Source organism: Actinomycetes bacterium (assembly GCA_036000965.1).
Taxonomy (GTDB): Bacteria; Actinomycetota; CALGFH01; order CALGFH01; family CALGFH01; genus DASYUT01.
Map to the genome: position 1 here is coordinate 1 of DASYUT010000099.1, position 12,268 is coordinate 12,268.

Genomic DNA, 12,268 nt, shown 5'->3' on the forward strand with positions numbered 1-12,268 from the left:
TCTGATGTGGGCGCAGGGCGTGGACGCCGGCCAGCAGCACGACCAGCCGTCGGTCCGGGCGGTGGAGCTGGTCGAGCAGGCCGGCGCGGCGGGCCGGGTCCAACCCGACCGCCGGTGGTGGTGGCTGGCGGTCCAGCTCCAGCCCGGCGAGGGAGGCCGACCGTGCGCGCTGAGCCGTCCGGCCCTTCCGTGGACGCGCCTGCCGTCCACCGCAGCCAGACCGTCCCGCCCGGACGCCATCCGGCCGGCCGGACCGGTGTCCCGCCCGCGCCGTCCGGATGGTGTCCACCACCGTCCACGGGCCCAGCTGGGCGGGTGTCCGGGCTGGACCGGCTCACCCTGCACCTGGGCGTGGCCGTCGGGGTGGTGATCGCCGGCTGCTCCTACGCGGTCTCGGCCACCCGCTGTACGCCCTGGGCCGCCAGGCGGGCTACTCGGCCTGGCAGGCGCTGGCGGTCCCGGTGGTGGCCGACGGCCCGGCCATCTACGGGATGGCCCGGATCGTGTCGCGGTCGCGCCGCGGCACCCGCGGCGCCGGCTACGGCTGGCTGCTGGTGATTGCCGGGACGGCGGTGTCGATCGCTGGCAACGTCGCCCACGCCCAGCCCGGCCTGGTCGCCCGCGGCATCGCCGCCGCCATCCCCCTGGCGGTCCTGGCGATGCTGGAGGGCTTGAAGGGTGACGCCCGCGAGGTCGTCCGGCTCGCCACCCCGGACCCGTCCAGGGAGGCCGTCCACAACCAGGGCCGCCCGGACGGGGCCGCGTGGACAGCCCGGACACTCGCCCAGGCGGCCGGCTGCGGCCGGTCCACCGCCGCGGCGTTCCTGGCCGCCCACCGCGCCCAGCATAGGGAGGGGGGGCCACGGTGAAGCTGCGCCTGTGGGGCACCCCCGCCGAGGTCGCCGACGCCACCCGCCGGCTGGTCGAGGTGCTCGACGTGGTCGCGCTCAGCGGCCCCTCCCCCGACCGCGGCGCCAGCGTGCTGGTGCGCGTCTACCTCGAGGTCCGGCTCGACCCCACCACCCCCAGCAGCGCGACCGGTGCGACCCGTGCGGCCCGGTGCCCCAGGAGGGGGGAGCTGCCGTGAGGCCGCCGACCAACTACTACGGCGCCAAGACCCACCTGGCGCCCTGGATCGCCAGCCTCCTGCCACCCTGCCGCACCTACATCGAACCGTTTGCGGGCAGCGCCGCGGTGCTGTTCGCCAAGCCGGCGTCGCCGACCGAGATCCTCAACGACCTCGACGGCCAGGTGGTCGACTTCTTCACCGTCCTGCGCGAGCGGCCCGCCGAACTCGCCCGCGCGCTGCACCTGACCCCCTACGCCCGCGCCGAGTACCAGCAGTTCGCCGCCCACTACGACGATCCCGGCCTGGACGACGTGGAGCGCGCCCGCCGCTGGTTTGTGCGCGTCAACCAGTCCATCAGCCACTTGGCCGGCCGGGGCCGCCCATCCGGGTGGGTCGCGGCCTACAACACCAACGGCTCCGACCACGCCCACAAGTTCGCCGCCCTGGCCGACCGCCTCGACGCCTGCGCCCAGCGGCTGCGCCGCGTCCACCTCGAGCAGCGGCCCGCGTCGAGGTGCTGGCCAAGTACGCCAAGCCCGGCGCCGACGCGGTCGTCTACTGCGACCCGCCCTACCTGGCCGAGGTCCGCAGCGCGCTCACCAGACGCCGCGGCGCCGACTACGCCTGCGAGTACGCCACCCAGACCGGGTCCAGCTGCCCGCCGGCGGGCCGGTTGTCAGGACCGGCCGGGCCGCGGCCGGCTGGCACTACTACCTCGCCCCCTCGGGGCTGGGCCGGCGCCGCGGCGTACTGGACCGCGTGGACTATCAGGGCCTGGGCGGCTACGTGGTCGCCCCACCCAGCCGCCACGCCTACGGCGAGTGCTACCGGTGGGCCCGCGGCCTGGACGCGCCGCTGCCCGAGGTCCCCGACCCGCTCCGCGAGCTGGCGGCACGTCGCGAGGTCGAGCGCCCGGCCGGCCCGCCCGCCCGCCTCCGGGTGCCGGATGGGCCGGGCCGTCCCTACGCCAGGGCAGCGCTCGCCACCGAGCTGGCCCGGGTCGCCGCCGCGCGCCAGCCCGGCCGCAACGAGCAGCTGTGGGAGTCCGGGCGCAACCTGTTCAACCTGGTCGCCGCCGGCGCCCTCGACGAGCACGAAGTCCACCAGCGCCTGCTGGACGCGGCCGAGCGGTGCGGGCTGCTGGCCGACGAGCCCCGCCAGACCCGCCGCACCCTGGCCTCGGCCCGCGTTGTCGGCCTGGCCCACCCCCGCCGCCTCCCTGACCCCACCCGCCCCGAGCCCACCAACCAACATGCTCCGCCGGCGCCCGCCACACGGGAGGCGGCCGAGCGGACCCGGGAGGGGAGGTGACGCCCATGGCCCTTGCCGGCCCGCAGGCCGGCTGACCCCAAGCACGGGGCGGGCGCGACACCGCAGCCACGCAGATCCCGCGCCCGCCCCGCCACCCACCCGGGAAGGAGCCCCGCATGGGCAGCAGCCCAACCCTAGCCCACGCCGCCAGCGGCCACGACTCCACGACCGATCCCGCCGTCCGCGCCGCCGAGGACGGCTACGGCCGCCTCAACCCCTGGATGGCCTATGCCTGGCCCAACCCCTACCGGCCCGGGGTCCGCCCCGACCAGCTGCCCCGCACCCGCCCCGACGGCCCCCAGACCCACCGCGAGCTGGTCCGCATGTTCGAAGACATCAGCGCCCGCAGCTACCAGGTCTGGCTCGACGAGCACAACGAGAGCCCCCCTACCCTGCCGCTGTCCCGCCTGGCGGGCCTGCGCTACCGCGCCACCCGCGCCCAGCAGCTGGCCGCCGAGCGCGCCGCCCACGCCCGCGCCAACGCCGAGGCGGCGTTCGACCGGCTCAACCCCGACTTCGGCGTGCCCGCCGACACCCTCGACCCCGCCGGCCGCCAGGCCGTGCGCGACCGCGAGGCCGGCCTGGCCCTCGGCACCAGGGTCGCGGTGGCCGCGTCCCGGGAGAACGACCCACCCCGGTCATCCGGGTGGCCGGGCAGGACTACCGCGCCGCCGACGCCGCCCGCACCGCCCGCCACGCCGCCCGGGCGCGGCGCGGGCCCGAACGCGGCGGGCCGGAGCGATGACCCACGCCGCCGCGACGGGAAGGAGGTGAGCCCGCAGTCGCCCGACCAGCCCACCACCACCCGACCATCCCACAGTCCGTACTCGAGGAGGGCCTGATGGCCAGCGACAACCACACCACCATCGTCGGCAACCTGGTCGACGACTCCGAGCTGCGGTTCACCAACTCCGGAACCGCCGTCGCCAACTGCCGCGTGGCGGTCACCCAGCGGATCCAGCAAGACGGCCAGTGGCGCGACGGGGAGACGTCGTTTTCAAGGTCAACTGCTGGCGAGACCAGGCCGAGCACCTGGCCGACTCCCTCGGCAAGGGCGACCGGGTCATGGTCACCGGGCGGCTGCGGACCCGCTCCTGGGAGACCCCGGAGGGGGAGCGGCGCTCGGTCACCGAGATCGAGGCCGACGAGGTCGGCGTCAGCCTCAAGTTCGCCACCGCCAAGGTCGAACGCACCCACAGCCGCGGCACCAGCGACCGCGCCACCGGCCGGGAGTGGGCCGCCGAGCGTGGCGGCGACTTCAGCGACCCCCCGCCAACTTATTGAATGGCGGGTAGGAGCCCTGGGTCTGCAGCCGCAGGGTTCCAGGGTGCCGGCGGGTCGCTCCACAACCTCCGCTGCCGCTCATGCCGGGCTGGCTCCAGAACGGTTGTGCGGTCCTGCCGGCACCCGACCGGGAGTGGCGCAACAGAGGTCTGCCAGGGCTCGAAGTTGGCCTGCCCTCCTGGTGTTTCGTGGCCGCCCTGGAGAAAGGTGCCTGCATGCCGGTGATCATCGGGGTCGACCCGCACAAGCACAGCCACACCCTCGCCGCGCTCGACGAGCATGGCCGGCTGCTGGACCGGCAGCGCTTCCCCGCCACGCTCGAGGGCTACCAGGCCCTGCGAGGGTGGGCCGAACGGTGGGACCAGCGAGGTTGGGCGGTGGAGGGCGCTGGCGGGGTCGGTCGCGCCCTCGCCCAGTGGCTGGTCGCCGACGCCGAGCCGGTGGTGGACGTGCCGGCCAAGCTGGCCACCCGCGTGCGGGTCCTGTCCACCGGCCACGGGCGCAAGACCGACCCTGATGACGCCGCGGTCTCGGTCGCGGTCGCCGCCCGCAGCGCCGCATCCCTGCGGCAGGTCGGCGTCGAGGACCAGGCGGTGGTGTTGCACCTGTTGACCAACCGGCGCGAGGACCTGGTCCGGATGCGGACCCAGACCAGCAACCGGCTGCACCGGCTGCTCGCCGACTTGGCACCGGCCGGTGCCGCCCGCACCCTCACCGCCGATGGCGCCGCCGTGCTGCTGGACCAGGTGTGCCCGACCGGCGCGCCGGCCGTCACCCGCTGGCAGCTCGCCAGCGACCTGATCGCCGACGTCCGCGACCTGGACCGGCGCATCGCAACGGTGGAGGAGTGCATCCAGACCGCGGTCAAGCACTCCAAGACCAGCCTGGTGGAGCTGTTTGGGGTCGGCCCGGTGCTGGCCGCCAAGCTGCTCGGCGAGGTCGGCGACATCGGTCGGTTCCCCAGCAAGCACCACTTCGCCGCCCACACCGGGACCGCGCCGTTGGCGGCCTCCAGCGGGCAGGTGGTCCGCCATCGGCTGTCACGGGCCGGGGATCGCAAGCTCAGCCACGCCCTGTACCTGATGGCGATTGTGCAGATCCGCCATCCCACCGCCGGGCAGGCCTACTACCGGCGCAAGCGCGCCGAGGGCAAGTCCGCCAAGGAGGCGCTGCGCTGTTTGAAACGCCGGTTGTCGGACGCCGTCTACCGGTGCTTGCTCGCCGATCAGCCGTCGCTGTAGCGGGTTCGCCTGGTGGGTTTCGTCCCAGGACTCGTTGACGCTCACGCCCCGCGTGGTTGGGATTGAAGTCTTCTAGCCGCGTGGTCTCAGGGGCTGGTGGTCGCAGCGTGGAGGTCGGCACCGGCAAGACCGATGACCACAATCCGACCCGGGACGCCGTGGTCGTTGGCACGTGCTCGATCGGGAGCGATGATCCTTCCAGGGGAGGCTGACACACCCGTCGGCGACACTGGCGACACTGGTGTCATGGACGTTGATGGGTTCTGGGAGCTGATCGAGCGGTCGCGGCAGGAGACCAGCGACCCACAGGCGCGGCTGCGATGGCTCGAGCGGCTTGCCCAGCAGCCGGCGGCGGAGCTCGTCGACTTCCAGGTCTGGCTCGACCGGGTCCGGCGGCGCGCTGACACCTGGCCCATGTGGGGCGCGGCCTACCTGATCTGCGACAGTCTGTGCTCGGGCGACGGGTTCTGGTACTTCCAGGTGTGGCTGATCGGACTGGGACGCCAAGCCTTCGAGCTGGCGGTGGCGGACCCCGACAACCTCGCCAGCCTTCCCGAAGTGCTCCGGCTGGCTGGCCGGCCGATGGATGCCTGGTCAAACGACGAGTAGCCGGACTGGGAGTCGCTGAGCTTCCGATCCGAGCGCTCGGGCTGACCAGGGCATGGGCCCCTCCCAGCGGGAGCCGTCCCGGCCCGTTGCAGGCAGTCACGCGAGGGCTTGTGAGCAAGCCCGTGAGCACCACAGGCCACGCGGTCCCGTCCGGGCGCCGACGCCGTCCGGCGTTCCCGGTCCCTCGGCGCCAGGGACCGCAACCATCGGCCGGGCACGGCAAGACCGCTCCAAGCGGCTTGACCTCATCCGTATCAGGCGTGTCCGGGTGCTGCGTGCACGCTGCCAGCGCGAGCGATGGCCAGGTCACCGGTGTGACGAAGGTGACCGCGGCTGCCCGCTTGGCACCCGGGCTTGCCCTTCCGATGTGGCACGCGGGTGGCACGGCCGGCGAGGACCAAACATAGCTCGGGCGCGGGCGGCGACGGCTCCCAGCCCACCAGAAGGACCAGGCCCGTCCAGGGCGACCACCTGTCGGCAAGGGCCGCAGCCCCGCGGCAGCACCTGGGCGGGGAGCCTTGACGGATTGAGGCCCGGATCGTCAGCGCGCAGGCGTCGGCCCAGCGCCAGCCCCAGGGCCCTGGTTCCCGTGCTGGTCTGCTTGGCGACCTCGCCGGCCACCTGGCAGTCGGGCCGGTGGCGGCTGCCGGTGCTGACCTGTCCCACGGTAAGCTGCTCGCCCCCGGGTACGGGCCAGCCGATACAGCACCGCGCCGATCGCGATGAGGATGAGGACGAGCCCAGCGGCGATGGGGACGGTGCCCGCGCCCCAGCGGCTGGGCCAGCTGTCCAGCCGCACATCGCGCGGGTTTGCCGGGTCGTAGAGGACCCTGACCGAGTCGCCGACCCGCAGCGAGCCGTCGTCGCCCTGGAACTGCACGACCTGCTCGCGGGCGGTGAGGAAGCGCACGACCGGGTAGGAGTAGGTCACATCCACGTAGCGCTCGTTGTCGCCTGACCCCCTCCGCTCGCTCCGGACCTCCTCGCGGACGTCGACCACCACGCCCCTTGCGCCCGCCGCCTTTGCCACGAAGCGCTGGTTGTCCACCAGCACCTTCACGCCAAGGCCCACCAGGCCCCCACCAGCCAGCAGCAGCCCGAGCAGGACGAGCTGCAGCCCGCCGATCTGCCTCACGCCCAGGCCGACCTGCCACGGCCGCCGCTTCATCGTGACCTCTTCCCGAGCCGCCTGCCGACGCGGCGCGACGGTCCTGGCGCCTGCTTGCCTTGGGAGGATCTCACCGCGACGCCCGCGCCACCACCTTTTCGTCGATGGCCTGACCGTCTGGTACCGACGCCGCTCCGCCAAGCGGGCCTGCACTCGCGCAGGCCCGCACGATCCGCTGCGTCCAAGATCGTCTGGCATGGCAAGGCGCGGCCGGCCTCGCGGCCGAGGTGCACGATGGCCCCAGGGTGTCTCCACTTCGACACGATGGCCTGCGCGGGGTCACCTTGGCGGAGGCGGAGGGGTCCCGGACCGCCCGGCGCGGGCGGTGCTGCTGGCCGAGGACGGCCACCGCAGGCGGCCGCCCTCGGTGCCGGCCTTGACCTGGAGAGCAGATCCTCACGGCAGCTGCCTCCACCTTGACACACAGAGGAACCCTTCTAGGCATCCCCGCAGACCCTGTGGCGCCCTGGCCGCTCGGCCGGGGCGCCATGCTATCTACCCGTCCACGGGCGTCCATGCCTGTCCGGCCCGGGTGTCCGATGTCTGGTCGTGGCGTCCGCGGTCGGGCCTGGCGGTGTCCACGCTGGACGGTCCCGTGGTGTCCACCGTCCAGCTGAGGACTGCCGGTGGTGCCCCGGACCGTCCATGAGCCTCACCGATCGGGATGGGAGCGGCGAGCGTTCAGCCACCTGAGCGCCGACCGCTCAGACCTCCACCGCTCAGGTCCAGCCGCGGTGTCCACTGTCCAGCCGCGAGTGGGCGAACGGTCGCCTCGTGCAGCACGTCAGGGCACGGCCCTCCCACGCACGGCGGCGGACCTTCGCCCCGTTGAACTCGGTACATCTGCGGATCGCTTGCTCCCTAGCGTTCGGGTGGACTATGACCGAACAGCCTGGTGCGGACGAATAGTGTGATCGGAAGTTGTTCGGAAGGAGGCGGCGCATGTCGCGTCGTGTGGGATTCCTCGCCGCGGTCCTCGCCGCGGTCCTCGCCGCCGTGGTACCGGTGCCCGCGAGCGCGACCTTCAGCGGGACGAACGGGCGGATCACCTTCCACCGGTTTCTCCCGGACAAGGACGGTCCGGACCTTGGCGGCCTTGAGATCTTCAGCGCCAAGCCGGACGGGACCGATGAGCAGCGGCTCACGTTCTCGAACGACGGCAGATCGTCGGTCTTCTCCGACTGGTCGCCGGACGGGTCGCAGCTCGCCTTCGACAGCGACCGGATCGACCAGGACGGGCGCGACGACGTCGTGCAGATCTACGTCATGGCCTGGAACGGCGAGACCTTCGAGTTGCAGCAGCTGACCGTCGGTCCTGGATTCCACGGCGATCCCGGCTGGTCGCCGACCGGCGCCCAGATCGCCATCGAGGCGGACTGGGGTGCCTACCCCGCCCAGGAGGGCATCTGGGTCATCCCGGCATCCGACCCGGACGGCGTCACCCAGGCGCAGGCCCAGCGGGTGACGACGCTACCGGCGGGTGTGGACTTCGACTCCGAGCCGCAGTTCTCGCCCGACGGCCAGTGGATCGTGTTCACCCGCTTCAAGAGCTGCAAGGAGTTCGGCCACGGCCATCTCCAGTTCTTCCCGCAAGGATGCACGCAGGCGATCTTCAAGGTCCACCCGGATGGAACCAGGCTCACGCGGCTGACGCCCTGGGGCGCGCAGACCTCCGCCCCCGACTGGTCGCCCGATGGAACAAGGATCGCCTTCGACTCCTGCGACAGCGCCCGGATCGGCTGCAAGGGCGACGTCTACGTCATGAACGCCGACGGGAGCGGCAAGACCAAGCTGACCGACAACCCGCCGGTCAGCAACGTCGGTCAGGACTTCGCCAACTTCCGCTTCGAGCTCGCCAACAACCCGGTCTGGTCACCGGACGGCACGAAGCTCCTGTACACGCAGTGGCTGCAGGTGGGCGCGACCGAGCTTGTCGCCATCAATCCCGACGGCTCGGGCCATGCGGTGGTCGTGGACGGCGGCTTCTTCCAGAACAAGGCCGACTGGGGGACGCACGCCTGAAGGATCCGACTGCGGGGAGGGGTCGACCCCTCCCCGCGGTCTCACGTGCCCGTCGAGCGTCAGGCCCATGGGCCCAATGGGCCAAGTCGTCCATCGCGCTCAGCCTGTGCCCGCCGGGAAGCCATTCGCTCTTGAGGCCGCGACCCAGGATGACGGTGGTCGGTGAGGTGAATCGCCCGGTCTCGGGCGGGAATGCCGAGGCTGGAAGTCTGCCCAGGGGCTCCGGCCCGGCGGCCCGAGGATGGCGGGGTAGGGGCCCTGTCGCCCGCAGGGTCTGCCAGGGGCCGGCTTGAAAGGTGGAAGGGAAGATCCTCACAGCCAACGTCAGCTCGACAGCAAGGACACCACGGAGCGGGACGCCGGCGGGCTGCTCACACAGCCTCACCGTGACACCGCCTCGAGCCTTGCGTCACTCAGGGGTGCGGCCGGCATGTCCGTGGCGTCCGGCGCCGGCCGGGCAGCGCCGCCGCTGTGGCAGGCGAGTGGCACGCCCGGCGAGGACGAACCGGGTTGTTGCTGGCTGCAACCACGCCTGCTCGCGTCCTGGGTGCGGTTGGTTCCGGTGGCCGACCTCCCGTGGCAAGCGCCGAAGGCGGCCGGCAGCTCGGGCAGCGATCAAGCTCCCTGAGCTTAGACTGGGTGGCATGCGGATCGGCGTTGTCCTGCCCATGGCGTTGTCCGACGGGCACGGCCGGATGCCCACCTGGCCACAGGTGCGCGCCTTCGGCGAGCACGCCGAGGCGATCGGCCTGGACTCGGTGTGGGTCTGCGACCACCTCCTGTCCGGCCCGCCCGACGACAGCATCGCAGCCATCCACGAGGGGTGGACGATCATGGCCGCGCTCGCCGCGTCGACCAGCCGCGTCGAGCTGGGCCAGCTCGTCATGTGCATCTCGTTCCGGCGCCCGGCGCTGCTGGCGAAGATGGCCACGACCGCCGACATGGTCAGCGGCGGCCGCCTCATCCTCGGTCTGGGGGCGGGCTGGTACGACCCGGAGTACGAGGCGTTCGGCTACCCGACCGACCACCGCGTCGGCCGGTTCGAGGAGGCCATCCGCATCATCGGCCCGCTGTTGCGAGGGGAGCGCGTGACGATGGCCGGCACCTACCATCAGGTCCGCGACGCGGTGTTGCGCCCGCCACCCGAGCGGCCGATCCCGATACTCGTGGCGGCGACGGGCCGGCGCATGCTCCGGCTGACTGCGCGCTACGCGCACGCCTGGAACACGGCCTGGTTCGGGCTGCCCGACGACCGGCTCCACCGTCGGCTGGCCGACCTGGAGGCGGCCCTTGAGGCCGAGGGCCGTGACCCGACCACGCTCCGGCGGACGGTCGGCATGGAGGTCCGCGATCCCGACACCACCGACCCGGGCGATGACCTGGGCGTGGCGTTCAGCGGCCCCGTCGACGAGCTCGCCCGGGCGATCGACGCCCACGAGCAGCTCGGCTTCGACGACCTCATCGTCGGGCTCGAACCGAAGACCACGCGGTCGCTCGACCGCCTGGGCGAGGCGCTCCAGCTGCGGGGCGGCTGATCCCGACCGGTCATCGAAAGACACGAGCAGTGCCGGCCTTGACTTGGCGGAGCAGACCTCACAGCAGCTTCTCCTCTGCTTGACACACAGAGGAACCCTTCTGAGGAACGCTGCATACTGCCAGCGCCCTCGGCTCTGGCCGGGGGTGCTGCCTTGTGGGAGAGCCGTCTTTGCCGCTGGGTTATGAGTCGTTCGAGGACCGTTCCGCTGCGTGCGCTTCCGATCCAAGCGCTGTGAGCTGGCCAGGGCATAGGCCGCTCCCTACCGGTGGCCGTCCTGGCCCGTTGCAGGCAGTCACGCGAGGGCTTGTGAGCAAGCCGTGAGTACCACAGGCCAGGCGGTCCGTCCGGGCGCCGACGCCGTCTGGCGTTTCCGGTCCCTCGGCGCCCAGGGACCGCGACCGCTGGCGGGGTACCGCAAAGCAGTCCTCTGCCCTCGCGACAACGGCCGCCTGCTGTACAAGCAGTCCCCAGGAGGCTGACGAGCTTGGGTGCATGGAGGGGATGTCCAGCTCCGTGGCGCTCCGGCCGCCACCATTGTCCGTGATGCACCGCTGCGGGCCGCTGCAACTGGCGCGCTGGTGGCACGGCCGGCAAGGACGAATGTGGCTCCCACCTGCTGCCGATGGTCACCGGCTTAGGTGATGGGCGAGGCCAGTCCCTGGTGACAACCTGCCGCGTTGGCAGGGGCAATCGGCAAGCCTTCAACCAACACGGCGGCTGTCGGCGAGCTGATTATCCTGCTGGACTTGGTCACGCGTCTCCGGTGTCACACAGACGAGGTCAGTGGGGACCACCACGCGCCACACATAGCCCGGAAGACAGGTGTCGGGACCATAGGCCCCGCCCGTCGGGCTGCGGCGGCTGTCGGCGAGCCGATTATCCTCGGCAGTTTGGTCACGCACCCCGGGCGTGACGCACACATGATCATTCTGAATGGCCTCGCGCCAGACGTATCCCTGGATGCAGGTGTCGGGATCAGGGGGCTCTACCGTTGGAGGGGTCGGCGACGGGCGGGTCGGTGATGGCGGCGGTGAGGTCCCCCCAGCGCCGCCGTCACCACCGCCACCGCTGGACTCACCCGGCTGTTGGCCTGGGAGGGCATTTTGTACCGGGTCCTTGACGGCCGACGGAAGCCATCCCTGATCGGTGAGGGTACCGATGAGCACGATGATCGCCGTGAGCAAGCCGGCCACAGCGGCGATCGCCTTGAACGGGTTGTCCATAACACGATCCCCTTGGAACGGCGGTGGCGCGTGGGCTCGCCCCGGAGTGTTTGCTGCGAATCGGCTTTCCTGACTGCTCGTATCACGACCGGTGCGCTACGACACTCCCCGCAGGCTCGGGCGGTGCTGCGGCGCACTATGCGTCGGTAACGTCAATTACACCATGCGGGCACAAGAGGCCGATCACCCGCTGGCCCCCCTCGTGCTCCGCTGTCTCCTCGGGCGTCGTGCCCGAGGCCGGCGTCTCCCCTAGTCCCGCAGCCGACCGAGGACGGCCGCCGCAGGCGGCCGCCCGCAGGGCCGGCCTTGAGGGGGAAGAGGAACTTCTCACAGCCACCCTCACCAGCACGGACAGGACGGAGCGGGACGCAGGCAAGTCGGTCCCGGTCCAGGGGAACTCCCGGCGTCCCGCTCCACCAGGCAGACCGATGCTGGTCTCGTGGCCGTTACTGGCTGACGCTCCTCGTCGCCCTAGTCGTCGTCGCCCACCGGCGGCTCGGCCCCAGCTCATCGGCCAGGACCTCGACCACCGGGGCGGGCGCAGTGTCCGGCCGTCCATGCCCGCAGTGTCCGGGCAGCCAGCCCCGGTGGCTGCCGTGGACACCGCACCGTCGGCACGGTCTGGTCGTGGACGCCCGCACGGTCGCATCGTCGCAGCCTGGCAGCGACGCTGCGACCGTGCCGATGGTCCGCTTGCCTGCGCGGACAGCCAGCAGCCGCCCGCGCGGTCCTGTTGTCCGCCAGGCTTGGCCAAGCGCGCGCCGCAGTGTCCGACCCGGTGTCCGCACGGCGCCCGCAGGGTCC

General features: G+C 72.2%; 10 protein-coding genes and 1 pseudogene. 9 read left to right on the forward strand and 2 right to left on the reverse strand.

All coding sequences use genetic code 11. The features are described 5' to 3' along the window. The first annotated feature begins 278 nt into the window (after positions 1-278). The 7 genes and pseudogenes from VG276_07550 to VG276_07580 all read left to right on the forward strand — a co-directional run bounded on the left by VG276_07550 (position 279) and on the right by VG276_07580 (position 5,514). Positions 279-869: a DUF2637 domain-containing protein gene (locus VG276_07550; protein HEV8649248.1), complete on the forward strand. Its 591-nt coding sequence runs from the start codon at positions 279-281 to the stop codon at positions 867-869. Then, positions 866-1,087: a hypothetical protein gene (locus tag VG276_07555; GenBank protein ID HEV8649249.1), complete on the forward strand. Its 222-nt coding sequence runs from the start codon at positions 866-868 to the stop codon at positions 1,085-1,087. Before VG276_07550 ends, VG276_07555 begins: the two co-directional genes overlap by 4 nt. A gap of 315 nt (positions 1,088-1,402) precedes the next feature. Beyond that, complete coding sequence (locus VG276_07560) at positions 1,403-2,380, forward strand: bifunctional DNA primase/polymerase (protein ID HEV8649250.1); 978 nt, start codon at positions 1,403-1,405, stop codon at positions 2,378-2,380. A 116-nt stretch (positions 2,381-2,496) separates the two neighbouring features. Then, positions 2,497-3,222, forward strand: coding sequence for a hypothetical protein (locus VG276_07565; protein HEV8649251.1), 726 nt, complete (start codon positions 2,497-2,499; stop codon positions 3,220-3,222). Beyond that, a pseudogene (gene ssb / locus VG276_07570) lies at positions 3,222-3,664 on the forward strand (single-stranded DNA-binding protein). The gene VG276_07565 and the pseudogene ssb overlap by 1 nt, the downstream one beginning before the upstream one ends. 215 nt (positions 3,665-3,879) lie before the next feature. After that, positions 3,880-4,905: an IS110 family transposase gene (locus tag VG276_07575; GenBank protein ID HEV8649252.1), complete on the forward strand. Its 1,026-nt coding sequence runs from the start codon at positions 3,880-3,882 to the stop codon at positions 4,903-4,905. Between the two features lie 246 nt (positions 4,906-5,151). After that, positions 5,152-5,514, forward strand: coding sequence for a DUF4240 domain-containing protein (locus VG276_07580; protein ID HEV8649253.1), 363 nt, complete (start codon positions 5,152-5,154; stop codon positions 5,512-5,514). 541 nt (positions 5,515-6,055) lie between these two features. Here VG276_07580 and VG276_07585 read toward each other — a convergent pair. Beyond that, entirely contained in the window at positions 6,056-6,682 is a 627-nt protein-coding gene (locus tag VG276_07585; GenBank protein ID HEV8649254.1) for a DUF3592 domain-containing protein, read from the reverse strand. 942 nt (positions 6,683-7,624) lie between these two features. Here VG276_07585 and VG276_07590 point away from each other — a divergent pair. Then, positions 7,625-8,704 (forward strand): hypothetical protein, encoded by a 1,080-nt coding sequence (locus VG276_07590; protein HEV8649255.1) that lies wholly within the window; start codon positions 7,625-7,627, stop codon positions 8,702-8,704. Between the two features lie 644 nt (positions 8,705-9,348). Next, a complete protein-coding gene (locus VG276_07595; protein HEV8649256.1) occupies positions 9,349-10,239 on the forward strand; it encodes an LLM class flavin-dependent oxidoreductase in 891 nt (296 codons plus the stop codon). A gap of 703 nt (positions 10,240-10,942) precedes the next feature. Here the strand turns inward: VG276_07595 and VG276_07600 are convergent. Continuing rightward, the gene (locus VG276_07600; GenBank protein HEV8649257.1) at positions 10,943-11,464 is read right to left on the reverse strand and encodes a hypothetical protein; all 522 of its coding nucleotides are present in this window, start codon (positions 11,462-11,464) and stop codon (positions 10,943-10,945) included. Between the last annotated feature and the right edge of the window lie 804 nt (positions 11,465-12,268).

Bases quoted from the DNA above. Each gene is read 5' to 3' on its own strand.
- VG276_07550 (HEV8649248.1), top strand. From the start codon at position 279: ATGGTGTCCACCACCGTCCACGGGCCCAGCTGGGCGGGTGTCCGGGCT.
- VG276_07565 (HEV8649251.1), top strand. From the start codon at position 2,497: ATGGGCAGCAGCCCAACCCTAGCCCACGCCGCCAGCGGCCACGACTCC.
- VG276_07575 (HEV8649252.1), top strand. From the start codon at position 3,880: ATGCCGGTGATCATCGGGGTCGACCCGCACAAGCACAGCCACACCCTC.
- VG276_07580 (HEV8649253.1), top strand. From the start codon at position 5,152: ATGGACGTTGATGGGTTCTGGGAGCTGATCGAGCGGTCGCGGCAGGAG.
- VG276_07585 (HEV8649254.1), bottom strand. From the start codon at position 6,682: ATGAAGCGGCGGCCGTGGCAGGTCGGCCTGGGCGTGAGGCAGATCGGC.
- VG276_07590 (HEV8649255.1), top strand. From the start codon at position 7,625: ATGTCGCGTCGTGTGGGATTCCTCGCCGCGGTCCTCGCCGCGGTCCTC.
- VG276_07595 (HEV8649256.1), top strand. From the start codon at position 9,349: ATGCGGATCGGCGTTGTCCTGCCCATGGCGTTGTCCGACGGGCACGGC.
- VG276_07600 (HEV8649257.1), bottom strand. From the start codon at position 11,464: ATGGACAACCCGTTCAAGGCGATCGCCGCTGTGGCCGGCTTGCTCACG.